At 39.3% G+C, this 14,870-nt stretch carries 23 protein-coding genes, 1 rRNA gene and 1 riboswitch; all 24 genes read right to left on the reverse strand.

Annotated elements, in window-relative coordinates:
• Positions 1–12: 12 nt before the first annotated feature.
• Positions 13–558, reverse strand: coding sequence for a 50S ribosomal protein L6 (gene rplF / locus ACWG42_RS08045; protein ID WP_455791420.1), 546 nt, complete (start codon positions 556–558; stop codon positions 13–15).
• Positions 559–580: 22 nt separating this feature from the next.
• On the reverse strand, positions 581–976 hold the full coding sequence (gene rpsH / locus ACWG42_RS08050; RefSeq protein ID WP_455791421.1) for a 30S ribosomal protein S8: 396 nt from the start codon (positions 974–976) through the stop codon (positions 581–583).
• 21 nt (positions 977–997) lie between these two features.
• Positions 998–1,183: a type Z 30S ribosomal protein S14 gene (locus ACWG42_RS08055; protein ID WP_455791422.1), complete on the reverse strand. Its 186-nt coding sequence runs from the start codon at positions 1,181–1,183 to the stop codon at positions 998–1,000.
• A gap of 12 nt (positions 1,184–1,195) precedes the next feature.
• Entirely contained in the window at positions 1,196–1,735 is a 540-nt protein-coding gene (gene rplE / locus ACWG42_RS08060; protein ID WP_455791424.1) for a 50S ribosomal protein L5, read from the reverse strand.
• A 14-nt stretch (positions 1,736–1,749) separates the two neighbouring features.
• Positions 1,750–2,073: a 50S ribosomal protein L24 gene (gene rplX / locus ACWG42_RS08065; protein ID WP_455791425.1), complete on the reverse strand. Its 324-nt coding sequence runs from the start codon at positions 2,071–2,073 to the stop codon at positions 1,750–1,752.
• A 12-nt stretch (positions 2,074–2,085) separates the two neighbouring features.
• Positions 2,086–2,454, reverse strand: coding sequence for a 50S ribosomal protein L14 (gene rplN, locus ACWG42_RS08070; RefSeq protein WP_455791427.1), 369 nt, complete (start codon positions 2,452–2,454; stop codon positions 2,086–2,088).
• A 20-nt stretch (positions 2,455–2,474) separates the two neighbouring features.
• A complete protein-coding gene (gene rpsQ, locus ACWG42_RS08075) occupies positions 2,475–2,735 on the reverse strand; it encodes a 30S ribosomal protein S17 (protein WP_455791429.1) in 261 nt (86 codons plus the stop codon).
• Positions 2,736–2,751: 16 nt separating this feature from the next.
• The gene (rpmC, locus tag ACWG42_RS08080) at positions 2,752–2,952 is read right to left on the reverse strand and encodes a 50S ribosomal protein L29 (RefSeq protein ID WP_455791431.1); all 201 of its coding nucleotides are present in this window, start codon (positions 2,950–2,952) and stop codon (positions 2,752–2,754) included.
• A 2-nt stretch (positions 2,953–2,954) separates the two neighbouring features.
• On the reverse strand, positions 2,955–3,371 hold the full coding sequence (gene rplP, locus ACWG42_RS08085; RefSeq protein WP_455791432.1) for a 50S ribosomal protein L16: 417 nt from the start codon (positions 3,369–3,371) through the stop codon (positions 2,955–2,957).
• A 3-nt stretch (positions 3,372–3,374) separates the two neighbouring features.
• Entirely contained in the window at positions 3,375–4,169 is a 795-nt protein-coding gene (gene rpsC, locus ACWG42_RS08090; RefSeq protein ID WP_455791434.1) for a 30S ribosomal protein S3, read from the reverse strand.
• A gap of 11 nt (positions 4,170–4,180) precedes the next feature.
• Entirely contained in the window at positions 4,181–4,516 is a 336-nt protein-coding gene (gene rplV / locus ACWG42_RS08095) for a 50S ribosomal protein L22 (RefSeq protein ID WP_455791449.1), read from the reverse strand.
• A 12-nt stretch (positions 4,517–4,528) separates the two neighbouring features.
• Complete coding sequence (gene rpsS, locus ACWG42_RS08100; protein ID WP_455791435.1) at positions 4,529–4,807, reverse strand: 30S ribosomal protein S19; 279 nt, start codon at positions 4,805–4,807, stop codon at positions 4,529–4,531.
• 20 nt (positions 4,808–4,827) lie between these two features.
• Positions 4,828–5,661 carry a 50S ribosomal protein L2 gene (gene rplB / locus ACWG42_RS08105; protein WP_455791436.1) on the reverse strand — a complete coding sequence of 278 codons (834 nt, stop codon included), beginning with the start codon at positions 5,659–5,661 and terminating at the stop codon, positions 4,828–4,830.
• A 58-nt stretch (positions 5,662–5,719) separates the two neighbouring features.
• On the reverse strand, positions 5,720–6,016 hold the full coding sequence (gene rplW, locus ACWG42_RS08110) for a 50S ribosomal protein L23 (protein ID WP_455791437.1): 297 nt from the start codon (positions 6,014–6,016) through the stop codon (positions 5,720–5,722).
• On the reverse strand, positions 6,016–6,645 hold the full coding sequence (rplD, locus tag ACWG42_RS08115) for a 50S ribosomal protein L4 (RefSeq protein WP_455791438.1): 630 nt from the start codon (positions 6,643–6,645) through the stop codon (positions 6,016–6,018). Before rplD ends, rplW begins: the two co-directional genes overlap by 1 nt.
• Before the next feature lie 3 nt (positions 6,646–6,648).
• Positions 6,649–7,335 (reverse strand): 50S ribosomal protein L3, encoded by a 687-nt coding sequence (gene rplC, locus ACWG42_RS08120; protein ID WP_455791440.1) that lies wholly within the window; start codon positions 7,333–7,335, stop codon positions 6,649–6,651.
• Positions 7,336–7,348: 13 nt separating this feature from the next.
• A complete protein-coding gene (gene rpsJ, locus ACWG42_RS08125; protein WP_455791441.1) occupies positions 7,349–7,660 on the reverse strand; it encodes a 30S ribosomal protein S10 in 312 nt (103 codons plus the stop codon).
• Between the two features lie 246 nt (positions 7,661–7,906).
• Positions 7,907–8,482, reverse strand: coding sequence for an energy-coupled thiamine transporter ThiT (locus ACWG42_RS08130; protein ID WP_455791442.1), 576 nt, complete (start codon positions 8,480–8,482; stop codon positions 7,907–7,909).
• A 43-nt stretch (positions 8,483–8,525) separates the two neighbouring features.
• Positions 8,526–8,624, reverse strand: a riboswitch (TPP riboswitch).
• Between the two features lie 260 nt (positions 8,625–8,884).
• Entirely contained in the window at positions 8,885–10,069 is a 1,185-nt protein-coding gene (gene tuf / locus ACWG42_RS08135; RefSeq protein WP_455791443.1) for an elongation factor Tu, read from the reverse strand.
• A gap of 69 nt (positions 10,070–10,138) precedes the next feature.
• Positions 10,139–12,217, reverse strand: a complete 2,079-nt coding sequence (gene fusA / locus ACWG42_RS08140) for an elongation factor G (protein WP_455791444.1) — start codon at positions 12,215–12,217, stop codon at positions 10,139–10,141.
• Positions 12,218–12,232: 15 nt separating this feature from the next.
• Complete coding sequence (gene rpsG, locus ACWG42_RS08145) at positions 12,233–12,703, reverse strand: 30S ribosomal protein S7 (protein WP_455791446.1); 471 nt, start codon at positions 12,701–12,703, stop codon at positions 12,233–12,235.
• A gap of 25 nt (positions 12,704–12,728) precedes the next feature.
• Positions 12,729–13,148 carry a 30S ribosomal protein S12 gene (rpsL, locus tag ACWG42_RS08150; RefSeq protein WP_455791447.1) on the reverse strand — a complete coding sequence of 140 codons (420 nt, stop codon included), beginning with the start codon at positions 13,146–13,148 and terminating at the stop codon, positions 12,729–12,731.
• Between the two features lie 177 nt (positions 13,149–13,325).
• The gene (brnQ, locus tag ACWG42_RS08155; RefSeq protein WP_455791448.1) at positions 13,326–14,675 is read right to left on the reverse strand and encodes a branched-chain amino acid transport system II carrier protein; all 1,350 of its coding nucleotides are present in this window, start codon (positions 14,673–14,675) and stop codon (positions 13,326–13,328) included.
• Positions 14,676–14,779: 104 nt separating this feature from the next.
• A 5S ribosomal RNA gene (rrf, locus tag ACWG42_RS08160) occupies positions 14,780–14,870 on the reverse strand; the annotation flags it as partial.

Here is a 14,870-nt window from a genome sequence, read left to right on the forward strand (position 1 = left end):
TCTCCTTTCCCACTATTTCTTACCTGCTGTTTTTCCTTCCTTACGACGAACATATTCACCTTTATAGCGAATACCTTTTCCTTTGTAAGGTTCTGGTTTTCTAACAGCACGTACATTTGCAGCGAATTCACCAACGCGTTGTTTGTCAATTCCTGAAATTTTGATTTCGGTTGCGGATGTACATTCCACCTTCAATCCCTCTTCAATTGCAAATTCAATTGGGTGTGAGTGTCCAACGTTCAATGTTAATTTGTTGCCACTAACTGCAGAACGATATCCAATACCAACGATCTCTAGATCTTTTGTAAATCCTTCGGAAACACCTTCTACCATATTTGCTAATAAGGCACGAGTTGTTCCGTGAAGTTGTTTGATATGTTTCTCATCATTAGGACGAGTAACAGTTAAAATATTTTCTTCTATTTTGATTCCTAAGTTAGAATCAAACTGACGAGCTAAAGTTCCTTTAGGACCTTTAACAGTCACCTCATTCCCAGCAGCGATGTTGATTTCAACACCAGCAGGAATGGTAATCGCTTTATTACCGATACGTGACATTTATCTTTCCTCCGTTAAGCTATTACCACACGTAGGCGATTACTTCGCCACCAACATGTTTAGCTTTCGCTTCTTTATCTGTCATTAATCCATGAGATGTAGAAATAATTGCAATACCAAGACCGTTCAATACACGAGGGATAGCATCCACTTTTGCATATGCACGTAAACCTGGTTTAGAAATTCTTCTTAATCCATTGATTACTTTTTCGTTATTAGGACCATATTTCAAAGTGATATTGATAACTTTTTTAGTATCTCCATCCACATTATAGTCTGTGATGAAACCTTCATTTTTCAAAATCTTTGCGATTTCAATTTTTTCTTTGTTAGCAGGAACTTCTACAACTTCGTGACGTGCTTGCACACCGTTACGAATTCTAGTAAGCATATCTGCAATCGGATCTGTCATAATCATGACTGTATTCCTCCTATCTGACTACCAACTAGCCTTTTTCACACCCGGGATCTGACCTTTATAAGCCAGTTCACGGAAGCAAATACGGCAAAGTTTGTATTTACGTAAAACTGAGTGAGGACGGCCACAACGTTCGCAACGTGTGTACTCACGTACCTTGAACTTTTGAGGACGTTTCTGTTTATTGATCATTGATGTTTTAGCCATGTATAAGTCCTCCTATTTCTTGAAAGGCATACCTAATTCTTCAAGGAGTGCCTTAGCTTCTTCATTTGTTTTTGCAGATGTAACGATAACTACATCCATACCACGAACTTTATTTACCTTATCGAAATTGATTTCTGGGAAAATAAGTTGTTCTTTAACACCCAATGTGTAGTTTCCACGACCATCAAATGATGAATCAGAAACTCCACGGAAGTCACGAACACGTGGTAAAGAGATGTTCATAAGTTTATCTAGGAAGTCGTATAATTTTTCGCTTCTTAATGTAACTTTACATCCGATTGGCATACCTTCACGAAGTTTGAAGTTCGCGATAGATTTTTTTGCCTTTGTGATGACTGGAGCTTGTCCAGTGATCTGTGCTAATTCAGCAACAGCTTCATCCAGCACTTTTGGGTTGGCAACAGCTTCACCAATACCCATGTTAATTACGATTTTCTCAACAGCAGGTACTTCCATTACGGATTTGTAACCAAACTTTTTCATCATGTTAGGCACAACAACCTGTGTGTATTTTTCATTTAGGCGGTTCATCCTTTAACCTCCCCTTACTTAACTTCTGCGCCGGTCTTTTTAAAGACGCGCACTTTATCTTTGTTGCCTTTTTTATCTTCTTTAATTTCGTATCCAACTCTACTAGCTTTTTTTGCTTTAGAGTCATAAGCCATTACGTTAGAAACGTGGATAGGAGCTTCTTTTTCAATAATGCCTCCATCAGGATTCTGTTGGGTAGGTTTCTGGTGTTTCTTCACCATGTTGACACCTTCCACAATGACTTTGTCTTCTTTAGGGAAAACTTTAGTTACTTCAGCGATGGTACCCTTGTAAGCACCTGTAATAACTTGAACTTTATCACCTTTTTTGATTTTCACAAAGACACCTCCTTATAGTACTTCTGGTGCCAAAGACACAATTTTCATAAAGTCTTTGTCACGCAATTCACGAGCAACTGGTCCAAAAATACGAGTTCCACGTGGTGTGTTATCATCCTTGATTAGGACAACAGCATTGTCATCAAATTTAATGTATGTTCCATTGTCACGACGAACCCCACGTCTTGTACGTACGATTACAGCCTTAACAACGTCACCTTTTTTAACAGTTCCACCAGGAGCAGCTTGCTTTACAGCACAGACAACGATATCCCCGATGTTTGAAAACTTACGAACGCTACCACCTAAACAACGGATAACAAGAACTTCTTTGGCACCCGTATTGTCAGCGACGCGCAATCTACTTTCGTTTTGTATCATGAGTATCTACCTCCTAGCGCCTACAGCTGTATAGCTTTTTCGACGATTTTCACCAAACGGAAACGTTTTGTAGCAGATAATGGACGTGTTTCCATAATTGTTACTACATCTCCTATTTTAGCTTCATTGTTTTCGTCGTGAGCTTTAAATTTCTTAGAATACTTTACGCGTTTCCCATATAATGGGTGAACTTTTTTTGTTTCAACCACTACTGTGATTGTTTTATCCATCTTATCGGAAACAACAGTTCCACGATATACTTTACGGTTAGATCTTTCCATAACTTAACGATCCTCCTTAATCCTGACCACTAAGCTCGCGCTCAGTCATCACTGTTTTGATACGGGCAATTGTTTTCTTAACTGTCTTTAAACGAGCAGTGTTTGCCAACTGTCCTGTAGCCTGTTGGAAACGAAGATTAAAAAGTTCATCTTTAAGCGTTTCGATCTCTTGTAGTAATTCAGTATTGCTTTTTTCTCTGATCTCTTTCGCTGTCATAATTACTTCTCTCCTTTTCTAACGACAAATTTTGTCTTCACTGGAAGTTTGTGAGAAGCAAGACGGAAAGCTTCACGTGCTACTTCTTCTGGTACTCCTGCGATTTCAAACATAACACGGCCTGCTTTAACGACTGCTACCCAGCTTTCAGGAGCACCCTTACCAGAACCCATACGTACTTCAAGAGGTTTTTTCGTTCTAGCCATATGAGGGAAGATACGAATCCAAACTTTACCACCACGTTTCATATAACGAGTCATGGCGATACGTGCTGACTCTATCTGACGGTTACTAATATAAGCACCAGTGTCAGCAACTAAACCATATTCACCAAACGATACATCACGTCCGGCTTTTGCGCGTCCTTCATAGCTTAAACGGTGAGGACGTCTATATTTTGTTCTTTTAGGCATCAACATAGATTAGTTCCCTCCTTCTGTAGCTTTCTTAGGAGCCCCAGCTGCTTGTGCAGGAGCTTTCGCATTGTTTCTGTTTGTGTTGTTTCCACCACGGTTGTTGTTACGACGGTTGTTACGACGTCTGTCGTTTGTTGGGAATTTAGGAGCTTCTGGTTCCTGAACCATTTGTCCAGGTAGAACTTCTCCACGGCAAATCCAAACTTTAACACCTAAACGACCGTAAGTAGTACTTGCTTCTTCCCAAGCGTAGTCGATGTCAGCACGAAGTGTATGCAAAGGTACATTACCTTCAGAATATCCTTCAGTACGAGCCATATCAGCTCCACCTAAACGTCCAGAAACAGCAGTTTTGATTCCTTTTGCTCCAGCTCTCATTGTTCTTTGAATAGCTTTTTTCTGAGCAGTACGGAAACTAGCACGTTGTTCTAATTGATCAGCGATGCTACGAGCTACTAATCTTGCATCAAGATCAGGGTTCGCGATTTCAAGAACTTTAATGTAAACGTTCTTTCCACCAGTTAATTTGTTTAATTTTTTCTTCAACAGTTCAATACTTTCACCGTTTGTACCAATGATCACACCAGGACGAGCTGTACGGATCATAACTTCAACACGGTTTTTAGAACGTTCAATTTCGATTCTTGAAACAGATGCTGCTTTTAACTCCTTGAATACGAATTCACGGATTTTAACATCTTCTAATAACAAATCGGCATAATCTTTATCAGCGTACCATCTTGACTCCCAGTCACGGATGACACCGACACGTAATCCGATTGGACTAACTTTCTGTCCCATGTTCTACCTCCTTAATCACGCTCAGCAACCACAATTGTAATGTGGCTGGTGCGTTTGTGGATTGCACTAGCAGATCCTTTAGCACGTGGCATGAAGCGTTTCAAAGTAACACCTTCGTTAGCATAACATGCTTTCACGTATAATTTTTCTTCATTTAAATCATTGTTGTTTACAGCGTTTGCAATCGCAGTGTTTAACACTTTACCGATTGCTTCTGAAGCAACATTTGGTGTAAATTTTAAGATTGCAGCAGCTTCTGCAACATCTTTCCCACGAATCAGGTCGATTACAAGACGAGCTTTTCTAGGTGGGATACGTAATGTTTTAGCGGTTGATTTAACTTCCATCATCGTTTCCTCCTATCGTTTGCCTTTCTTGTCATCGTCTCCGTGTCCACCGTATTTACGAGTTGGAACGAATTCACCAAGTTTGTGTCCTACCATGTCTTCTGTAACATAGACTGGAAGGTGTTCTTTACCATTGTAAACGGCAAATGTGTGTTCCACGAACTGAGGGAATATAGTTGAACGACGTGACCATGTTTTGATTACTGTTTTTTTACCGGCAGCATTCAATTCTTCCACTTTTTTCATTAAGTGGTCATCACAGAATGGGCCTTTTTTTAGACTACGACTCATTTTTTCATTTCCTCCTTTGCCTATTTACCGTTACGGCGACGAACGATTAATTTCGTTGAAGCCTTTTTGTGCTTACGAGTTTTAACACCCATAGCTTTTTTACCCCAAGGAGTCATTGGTGATTTACGTCCTACTGGAGTACGTCCTTCACCACCACCATGAGGGTGATCGTTAGGGTTCATAACAGAACCACGAACAGTTGGGCGGATACCTTTCCAACGGTTACGACCAGCTTTACCATAGTTTACAAGGCTGTGATCTTCGTTCCCAACCTGACCAATGGTAGCACGGCAATCAGACAAGATTTTACGAACTTCTCCAGATGCTAAACGGATTGTTGCGTATTTTTCTTCAATACCTAAAATCTGTGCAGATGTACCAGCAGAACGACATAACTGACCACCTTTACCAGGTTTTAATTCGATATTGTGAATAACAGTACCTTCTGGCATGTCTTTTATTGCTTTTGCGTTACCTAATTTAATGTCGGCTTCAGCACCAGATACGATGCTCATTCCAACAGTCAATCCCTTAGGCGCTAAGATGTAACGTTTTTCACCATCTGCATAGTTTAATAAAGCAATGTTTGCAGAACGGTTAGGATCGTATTCGATCGTTGCTACTTTAGCAGGGATAGCGTCTTTATTTCTTTTGAAGTCGATAATACGGTAGCTTCTCTTGTGTCCACCACCTTGATGACGTGTTGTAATACGTCCATTGTTATTACGTCCACCTTTACTTTTTAAAGGGGCAAGTAATGATTTTTCTGGCTGGTTTGTCGTAATTTCTTCATACGTCAAACTAGTCATACCACGACGACCTGGAGTGGTCGGCTTATACTTTCTAATTGGCATGTGTCAATTTCCTCCTTACGCAATATTTATTCAGGAAATAGCGTTCTTCTTCCTGATATTATTCAGCTTCTTCGCCGAATAAGTTGATGTCCTGACCAGCTTTGATTTTTACATAAGCTTTACGGACAGCTTTGGTTTTACCAACGTATTTACCCATTCTTTTTTCTTTGGATTTTACATTGACAACGTTAACTTTTTCAACGTCCACTCCGAAGACACTCTCTACGGCTTGTTTTACCAATGTTTTGTTGGCTCCCTTTTTTACTTCAAATGTAACTTTGTTGTCAGCATCCATGTATTTCATCGTTTTTTCAGTGATGATTGGACGAACGATAATGTCTTTATAGTTATTCATTATGCAAGTGCCTCCTCAACATCTTTCACAGCAGCTTCTGTGAAAACAATTTTGTTAGCATTTACGATATCGTAAACATTGATTCCATCAGCAGTTAACATCATCATAGATGGGATGTTACGCATACTTAGGAATGCATTTTCAAAGTTTTCTTCTTCACTTACTACGAATAATGTTTTCTTAGGTGCATTGATATCAGCAATAATCTGATTAAACGCTTTTGTTTTAGGCGCATCAAGATCAAACTTGTCAACAACACACATTGCGTTATCTAACACTTTTTCAGACAACACTGATTTAAGTGCAAGACGACGAACTTTTTTGTTTAATTTGTAGCTGTAGCTTCTTGGTGTTGGACCGAATACGATTCCTCCACCTCTCCACTGTGTTGCACGAATAGAACCTTGACGAGCACGTCCAGTTCCCTTCTGACGCCAAGGCTTACGTCCACCACCGCGTACTTCTGTACGGTTTTTAGTGTCGTGAGTTCCCTGACGCATACTTGCGCGTTGCATAACAATGGCATCAAAGATACATTGCTGATTTGGCTCGATGCCAAACACTGTATCTGCAAGAGTGATTTCTTTCAACTCTTTACCGCTCTGGCTAAGTACGACCATCTTAGGCATCTTTTATTCCTCCTCTTTCGCGTAATCTACCAATGTTACTGGAGTTTTGTCTCCCTTGGAACATTTAGCAGTTCTAACCATGACAAGACCACGTCTTGGTCCTGGCACGTTTCCTTTGATTAATAGGTAGTTGTTTTCAACATCTACTTTGATAACTGTTAAGTTTTGGTTAGTAGTTCTATAACCACCTTCTTGACCAGCCATCATTGTTCCCTTCAGAATCTTACCCTGACGAGATGTAATACCATTTGTTGCTAATGAACCGATGTGTCTGTGATGTCCAGAACCATGGCTCTTTGGACCAATCTTCGCATTGTTACGAACGATTGTACCATTGAATCCTCTACCTTTAGAAGTTCCGATAACATCTACCGTTTCTCCTGCAGCGAAGATATCAACTTTTACTTCTGCACCAAGATCTAAATCAGCGAAGTCAGCATCGCGAACTTCCTGTGCAAATCTTTTTGCAGTTGTATTTGCTTTTGCAGCATGTGCGATGTTTGCTTTTGTTGTACGTTTTTCTTTGATTTCTTCAAAGCCTAACTGTACCGCATTGTAACCATCGTTTTCTTCTGTTTTCTTTTGTAATACGATATTAGGGCAAGCTTCTACTACAGTTACAGGAATCAATGTTCCATCTTCTGTAAAGACTTGTGTCATCCCAAGTTTACGTCCTAAAATACCTTTCATGATGTCACCTCCATTACAGCTTAATTTCGATGTCAACACCACTTGGAAGTTCTAAACGACTCAATGAGTCGATTGTTTCCGCAGTAGGTCCAACAATCTCAATTAAACGTTTGTGAGTTCTGATCTCGAATTGCTCACGAGAATCTTTATATTTGTGTACCGCACGCAGGACTGTTACTACCTGCTTTTCAGTTGGAAGGGGTACTGGTCCAACAATTTTCTTAGCTCCATGAGACTGTGCTGCCTGAATGATCTTTTCTGCAGATGCATCCAGAATTCTGTGCTCATAAGCTTTTAAGCGAATTCTTACGCTATTTTTTGCCATGAATAATCTCCTTTCGTCTATATCGACTATAGACTCGCTCGATGCGAATTCCCCGAAGCACTGTCTCATGACAACGCCTTTCAGTGGGTCGGCAACCTCGCATGTCCTCGCGGTCGTGGGAATATTATATCAAGAAAACATAGGCAAATGCAAGCATTATTTTACTTTTTTTTATTTTATGTTTTTTCATCTAAATTTCTATTTTTTACAAAAGAAAAGAAGATGACTTAACACCTTCTAAACTAGTTATTCTTTGATTCCTACAAATTCATCTCTGCTAGATTTACGCAACGCTCTCAATAAGACAGGTACGATGATTATCGCAACGATCAAAGTCATGAGGTTATAGAATAGATTGTACGTCCATCCTGAATAAATCCAAGCCGCCATACTACCTGCAGCACTTCCCTCTGGAAACCAGAAATATACACCAGCTAATGTATGAGACATATATTTCAAGAACATTCCCAAGCATATCCCAATATAAATATTGCTGATGTTTAGTTTCCCAAGTTTGATGGCTGGAAAAATCGCCGCAATTCCAACAACTAAGACGGGAGCGATATAATCAAGCATCGTTTGCATCGGTGACACAATATAATTGCTCAAACCAAACACAACACCTACTATCCAACTTATCAAACCCGTTGCTGCACCATACTTCCATCCAAGATGGAAACTTGCTACAAAATAAGCAATCACTGGCAACTCCAACGTTCCTCCATTTGGCATCTGTGGCAAGAACTTCGTACAATAGTTCAAAACGATACCCAAGGCTGCATAAAATGCAACAAATACTAATTTTCTAGTCTTTTGATTCATAAAAAAACACCTCCGTGAGGCGTAAGCAAACAAATCTAAAATATATTAGATAGATCTGACTCCCTACGCTAGCATTAACTAGATCAGGTCATAAGGGATTCCAATAATGGATCTCAGCCTTGCGGCACCCCTGTCGATGACTTCCTTTATTATACGCATGTTCCCATGACAAAGCAAGTTTATTCATACATTTATTGGAATTCATATCTCTATCAAAACTGTAATTCATATTAGAGAATTTACATCAAACAAAGTATACCAAGTGTTAAGCAGCAAAATGATTCCAAATAGTATGGTGAGCGTGTTCTTCATCACCTTTTCGCCTTCATTCTGTCACACTTGCTCTTTCCTATGCATAACCAAAAAAAGAGCGCTACTTGAGCACTCTTTATTTATCAATAATTACTTAATGATTTCTGTAACGTTTCCAGAACCTACAGTACGTCCACCTTCACGGATAGAGAATTTAGTGTTGTTTTCGATTGCGATTGGAGCGATCAATTCAACAGTCATTTCTACGTTATCCCCAGGCATAACCATTTCAGTTCCTTCAGGTAATGTAATAACACCAGTTACGTCAGTTGTACGGAAGTAGAACTGAGGACGGTAGTTAGATACGAATGGAGTATGACGTCCACCTTCTTCTTTAGTTAATACATATACTTGAGCTTTGAAGTTTGTATGTGGTTTAACAGATCCTGGTTTTGCAAGAACCTGTCCACGTTGGATTTCTTCACGGTTAACACCACGAAGAAGTGCACCGATGTTGTCACCAGCCTGAGCTACGTCCAACTGTTTACGGAACATTTCTAATCCTGTTACTACAGTTTTGCTAGTATCGTGGATACCAACGATTTCAACTTCTTCACCTAATTTAACTTCACCACGTTCAACACGTCCAGTAGCAACTGTTCCACGTCCTGTGATAGTCATAACGTCTTCTACAGACATTAAGAAAGGTTTGTCAGTTTCACGAACTGGATCTGGTACATAAGCATCTACAGCATCCATTAACTCATGAATAGCTCCAACAAATTTGTCGTCACCTTCAAGAGCTTTTAAAGCAGAACCACGAATAACTGGAGTGTTGTCTCCGTCGAATCCGTACTCGCTTAATAATTCACGAACTTCCATTTCAACAAGGTCGATTAATTCTTCATCATCAACCATGTCGCATTTGTTCAAGAATACAACGATGTAAGGAACACCTACCTGACGAGCAAGTAAGATGTGCTCACGAGTCTGAGGCATAGGACCATCAGATGCAGCAACAACAAGGATAGCACCATCCATCTGTGCAGCACCAGTGATCATGTTCTTAACGTAGTCAGCATGTCCTGGGCAGTCAACGTGTGCATAGTGACGACCAGCAGTCTGGTACTCAACGTGTGCAGTGTTGATTGTAATTCCACGTTCTTTTTCTTCTGGAGCTCCGTCGATTGCGTCGTAAGCTTTTGCTTCAGCCATACCGTCTTTTGAAAGAACGTTAGTGATTGCAGCAGTTAATGTAGTTTTACCGTGGTCAACGTGTCCAATAGTTCCAATGTTCACATGGGTTTTGGAACGGTCAAATTTTTCTTTAGCCATTTTTAAATGTCCTCCTAAATTTATAGATTTCAAATATATTCTAATTCAAACGATTTATAAAAGCAACAATTAATTTTCAGAACTGTTGTTTTTAATGATTTTTTCAGCAATACTCTTAGGAACTTCACTATAGTGATCGAATTTCATGGAGTAATTTCCACGTCCTTGAGTAAAGCTACGTAAATCTGTAACATATCCAAACATTTCAGATAGTGGAATGTGAGCTTGAACGATAATTGCGTTTCCTCTCTCTTCCTGGTTAACGATAGCACCACGACGTGAGCTAACATCTCCCATAACAGATCCTAAATATTCATTTGGTGCTGTAACTTCAACCATCATAACTGGTTCCAAGATAACTGGGTTACATTTTTTAGCAGCAGCTTTTAAAGCCATAGAAGCAGCAATCTTATATGCCATTTCACTGGAATCGACATCATGGTAAGAACCATCGAATAATGTTGCTTTGATATCAATTACTTGATATCCAGCTAAGATACCATTTGCTAATGCATTTTCGACACCTTCTCCAGTAGGTTTAACGTATTCACGAGGAACACTTCCTCCAACTGTAGCATCCACGAATTCAAATCCTTTACCTTCTTCTTGAGGCTCAAATTTGATCCAAACATGTCCGTATTGTCCACGTCCACCGGATTGCTTAATGTATTTACCTTCACACTCAGCAGCAGTACGGATCGTTTCACGGTAAGCAACCATTGGTTGTCCAACATTTGCTTCTACCTTGAATTCACGTTTCAAACGGTCAACGATAATGTCAAGGTGAAGTTCACCAACACCAGCGATGATTGTTTGTCCTGTTTCTTGATCTGTATATGTTTTGAATGTAGGATCTTCTTCTGCAAGTTTTGCAAGAGCAAGACCCATTTTATCCTGGTCAGCTTTTGTCTTAGGTTCCAAAGACAATTCGATAACTGGCTCTGGGAATTCCATTGACTCAAGAATGATTGGCGCATTTTCTGCACATAATGTATCTCCAGTAGTAGTTACTTTCAATCCAACAGCAGCAGCGATATCACCAGCATAAACTTTGTCGATTTCTTTACGAGCGTTTGCATGCATCTGTACGATACGTCCAAAACGTTCTTTTTTACCCTTAGTAGAGTTTAATACATAACTTCCTGCATCCGCAGTACCTGAATACACACGGAAGAAAGATAATTTACCAACGAATGGGTCAGTTGCGATTTTGAATGCTAATGCAGAGAATGGTTCTTCATCACTTGAATGACGAACTTCTTGATCACCATTTTCTAATGTACCGTTAATTGCAGGTACATCAACTGGTGAAGGCAAGTAATCTACAACTGCGTCCAATACCATCTGAACACCTTTGTTCTTGTAAGCTGAACCACAAAGAACAGGGAAGAAGTCACCAGCACAAACAGCAATACGTAATACACGTTTGATGTCTTCAACGCTTGGTTCTTCACCTTCCAATACAGCCATCATGAAATCTTCATCATAGTCTGCAAGGTAATCGATAAGTTTTGCACGATATTCTTCACAAAGATCTTTTAAATCTTCAGGAACTTCACCTTCTTGCATGTCTGTTCCTAAATCGTTTGTGTAGATTTCTGATTTACGTTCAATGATATCTACGATACCAGTGAATGATGATTCAGCACCGATTGGTAACTGAATTGGGCAAGATTTAGCACCTAAACGATCAACGATTGTTTTGCATGACATTAAGAAGTCAGCACCAGTTGCGTCCATCTTGTTACAGAATACAATTCTTGGTACACCATAAGTTGTTGCTTGACGCCAAACAGTTTCTGTCTGAGGTTCAACACCAGCTTTTGCATCAAGTACTGTTACCGCACCATCTAATACACGTAGAGAACGTTCAACCTCAACAGTGAAGTCAACGTGACCCGGAGTATCGATGATATTGATACGGTGTTCTTTCCATGCTGCTGTTGTTGCAGCAGATGTAATGGTAATTCCACGTTCCTGTTCCTGTTCCATCCAGTCCATCGTAGAAGCTCCATCATGAGTTTCTCCAATTTTGTGGTTTACTCCAGTATAATACAGGATACGTTCAGTAGTTGTCGTTTTACCGGCATCGATATGAGCCATGATACCAATGTTACGTGTTTTTTCTAATGAATACTGACGTGCCATTATATGACTCCTTTCTTACCAGCGGTAGTGAGCAAATGCTTTATTAGCTTCTGCCATTTTGTGAGTATCCTCACGTTTTTTAACAGATGCACCGCTTCCATTTGCTGCATCCATAATTTCAGCAGCTAATCTTTGCTCCATAGTTTTTTCATTTCTTAAACGTGCGTAGTTTACAACCCAACGTAGACCTAATGTCAAACGTCTTTCAGCAGATACTTCTACTGGGACCTGGTAGTTTGCACCACCAACACGACGAACTTTAAGTTCTAACAATGGCATAACGTTTTCTAAAGCTTTTTCGAAAACTTCCATTGGTTTTTCATTTGTTTTTACTTCGATAATATCGAATGCGTTGTACAGGATCGTCTGTGCAACTCCTCTTTTTCCGTCAATCATGATTTTATTGATTAAACGAGTAACCAATTTGGAGTTGTAAATAGGATCTACTAATACGTCACGCTTTGCTATATGTCCTTTTCTAGGCATTTTAAATTCCTCCTTTCACAATTGACTATTTCTTTTCTTTAGGTTTTTTTGCTCCGTATAGAGAACGACTCTGATTACGGTTAGCAACACCAGCACAGTCCAATGTACCACGAATAATATGGTAACGAACCCCTGGTAAATCTTTAATACGTCCACCACGAATCATAACTACACTATGTTCCTGTAAGTTATGTCCAATCCCTGGAATATAAGCAGTAACTTCCATTCCATTACTTAAACGTACACGGGCATATTTACGTAGCGCAGAGTTTGGTTTCTTAGGTGTCATTGTTCCGACACGAGTACAAACACCACGTTTCTGAGGTGCACTTAAGTTTGTAGGACGTTTTTTGATGGAATTATATCCTCTATTCAGAGCAGGTGATTTTGATTGGTTCACGCTCTGTTCACGACCTTTACGAATTAATTGATTAATTGTTGGCATAATATCCTCCTTTCGTAACACACATTTCCGGGTGTGTCATTTTGAAGTGTAAATATAATTCCCATGACGGGAACTGATAAAAATCCACTTGCCTATCTATGATAAATCAAATGCCCTTCATTTGTCAATATATTTTTGAATAAATTGTATAAAAATTGGCTACAAAAAACAGAAGTGCTAATTCACCTCTGTTTTTATACTTTCTTCTTTATAAAATTGATTCCAAATTGGCAAGCACCCTAGCAGTGCACCTATACACCCTGGAAGTATCCATCCTATACTTAACTCATAGAATGGTAACGCATGAAACACTTCTCCAATGACGCCTAGTGTAATCCCCGCGCTTTCCAATCCGTTTACAAACGCAACTATAAAGGTGAACGCCATTCCTAGCACATACACCATTTTGCGCTTACCAATATAATTTTTCAAGAATGACAACAACATGAGAATAACAGTTACTGGATAGATCATAATCAATATTGGTAATGATATGGTAATCAATTGGTTCAATCCAACATTGGAAATAATAAAACTAAATAAACATACACAAAATGCTATTTTCTTATAGGACCACTTTGGAAATATCCCTTGAAAGTAATCCGAGAATGATGTCGTTAAACCAATGGAAGTTGTCAGACATGCGAATAAAACTGCAACCCCAAGTATAACTCCGCCAATCCCTCCAAACAAATGATTGGTTACTGCGTGTAGTAATGAACCTCCATTCGCAAAAGGAGTCCCTGTGATAGCACCAACATACGTCAATGCAAAATACACAATAGCTAGAAAGAACGCAGCACCTAATCCACATTGCACCGTATATTTAGCAATTAGTTTCTTATCTTTAATCCCATATCCTTTAATAGCACTGATAACAATAATTGAAAACGCAAGTCCCGCAGGTCCATCTAATGCATTATAGCCTTCTACCATTCCCTTAAAGAATGGAATAGTAGCGTATTCACCCTGTGCTTTTCCAATTTCTCCAAATGCTAAATTTGCACTATCATGCCCCATAAATAAAGAGGCCACAAAGATCGCCGCAATACTTAACAACAATATTGGTGTTAAATACTTACCTACAACATCAACAATTTTATTAGGATTGCTAGAAAGATAATATGTTACCCCGAAAAATGCTGCAGTAAATAATAAGCTAATTAGAAATGAGTTAGCACCTCCAATGTAAGGAAGGAGTGCTATTTCATAGGATACACTTCCAGTTCTTGGAAGCGCAAAGAGTGGGCCAATTAACAAGTAAACTCCAACGGATAGGAATAAAGCAAACTTCTTTCCTATTAAATTTCCCAAATCACTCATAGAATTCCCTACCAAAACAACAGCTGTAATTCCTAAAATCGCAATTCCTGCATCCGTCAGAATAAACCCAAACAATGCACTTAAGAAATTCTCTCCTGCAAGTTGCCCCATAGCAGGAGGAAAAATCATATTCCCAGCTCCAAAAAATATGGCAAACAACATTAAAGAAATTGATAATAGTTGTGATATTTTTAATTTTTTCATACTTAATCTCCTCAGCATTCCTCATTATATAACAATCGTTTGCATTCGTATACAATAGTTTTTTCATAAATAAAAAGAAAAAGACATCCATAAGGATGTCGATCACCTGGCAGCGTGCTATCTTCACTGAGGCAGGCCCAGCTATTGTCGCCGCTGAAGTGCTTAACTTCTGTGTTCGGGATGAGAACAGGTGTG

Source organism: Amedibacillus sp. YH-ame10, assembly GCF_053848885.1.

Excerpts from the sequence above, each read along its gene's own strand:
- rplP (WP_455791432.1), bottom strand. The coding sequence starts at position 3,371 with ATGTTGATGCCTAAAAGAACAAAATATAGACGTCCTCACCGTTTAAGC.
- ACWG42_RS08130 (WP_455791442.1), bottom strand. The coding sequence starts at position 8,482 with ATGAATCAAAAGACTAGAAAATTAGTATTTGTTGCATTTTATGCAGCC.
- rplN (WP_455791427.1), bottom strand. The coding sequence starts at position 2,454 with ATGATACAAAACGAAAGTAGATTGCGCGTCGCTGACAATACGGGTGCC.
- rplF (WP_455791420.1), bottom strand. The coding sequence starts at position 558 with ATGTCACGTATCGGTAATAAAGCGATTACCATTCCTGCTGGTGTTGAA.
- rpsQ (WP_455791429.1), bottom strand. The coding sequence starts at position 2,735 with ATGGAAAGATCTAACCGTAAAGTATATCGTGGAACTGTTGTTTCCGAT.
- rpsJ (WP_455791441.1), bottom strand. The coding sequence starts at position 7,660 with ATGGCAAAAAATAGCGTAAGAATTCGCTTAAAAGCTTATGAGCACAGA.
- rplW (WP_455791437.1), bottom strand. The coding sequence starts at position 6,016 with ATGAATAACTATAAAGACATTATCGTTCGTCCAATCATCACTGAAAAA.
- rplB (WP_455791436.1), bottom strand. The coding sequence starts at position 5,661 with ATGCCAATTAGAAAGTATAAGCCGACCACTCCAGGTCGTCGTGGTATG.
- rpsL (WP_455791447.1), bottom strand. The coding sequence starts at position 13,148 with ATGCCAACAATTAATCAATTAATTCGTAAAGGTCGTGAACAGAGCGTG.
- brnQ (WP_455791448.1), bottom strand. The coding sequence starts at position 14,675 with ATGAAAAAATTAAAAATATCACAACTATTATCAATTTCTTTAATGTTG.
- fusA (WP_455791444.1), bottom strand. The coding sequence starts at position 12,217 with ATGGCACGTCAGTATTCATTAGAAAAAACACGTAACATTGGTATCATG.
- rplD (WP_455791438.1), bottom strand. The coding sequence starts at position 6,645 with ATGCCTAAGATGGTCGTACTTAGCCAGAGCGGTAAAGAGTTGAAAGAA.
- rplV (WP_455791449.1), bottom strand. The coding sequence starts at position 4,516 with ATGGAAGTTAAATCAACCGCTAAAACATTACGTATCCCACCTAGAAAA.
- rpsC (WP_455791434.1), bottom strand. The coding sequence starts at position 4,169 with ATGGGACAGAAAGTTAGTCCAATCGGATTACGTGTCGGTGTCATCCGT.
- rpsG (WP_455791446.1), bottom strand. The coding sequence starts at position 12,703 with ATGCCTAGAAAAGGACATATAGCAAAGCGTGACGTATTAGTAGATCCT.
- rplE (WP_455791424.1), bottom strand. The coding sequence starts at position 1,735 with ATGAACCGCCTAAATGAAAAATACACACAGGTTGTTGTGCCTAACATG.
- rpsS (WP_455791435.1), bottom strand. The coding sequence starts at position 4,807 with ATGAGTCGTAGTCTAAAAAAAGGCCCATTCTGTGATGACCACTTAATG.
- ACWG42_RS08055 (WP_455791422.1), bottom strand. The coding sequence starts at position 1,183 with ATGGCTAAAACATCAATGATCAATAAACAGAAACGTCCTCAAAAGTTC.
- rpsH (WP_455791421.1), bottom strand. The coding sequence starts at position 976 with ATGATTATGACAGATCCGATTGCAGATATGCTTACTAGAATTCGTAAC.
- tuf (WP_455791443.1), bottom strand. The coding sequence starts at position 10,069 with ATGGCTAAAGAAAAATTTGACCGTTCCAAAACCCATGTGAACATTGGA.
- rplC (WP_455791440.1), bottom strand. The coding sequence starts at position 7,335 with ATGAAAGGTATTTTAGGACGTAAACTTGGGATGACACAAGTCTTTACA.
- rpmC (WP_455791431.1), bottom strand. The coding sequence starts at position 2,952 with ATGACAGCGAAAGAGATCAGAGAAAAAAGCAATACTGAATTACTACAA.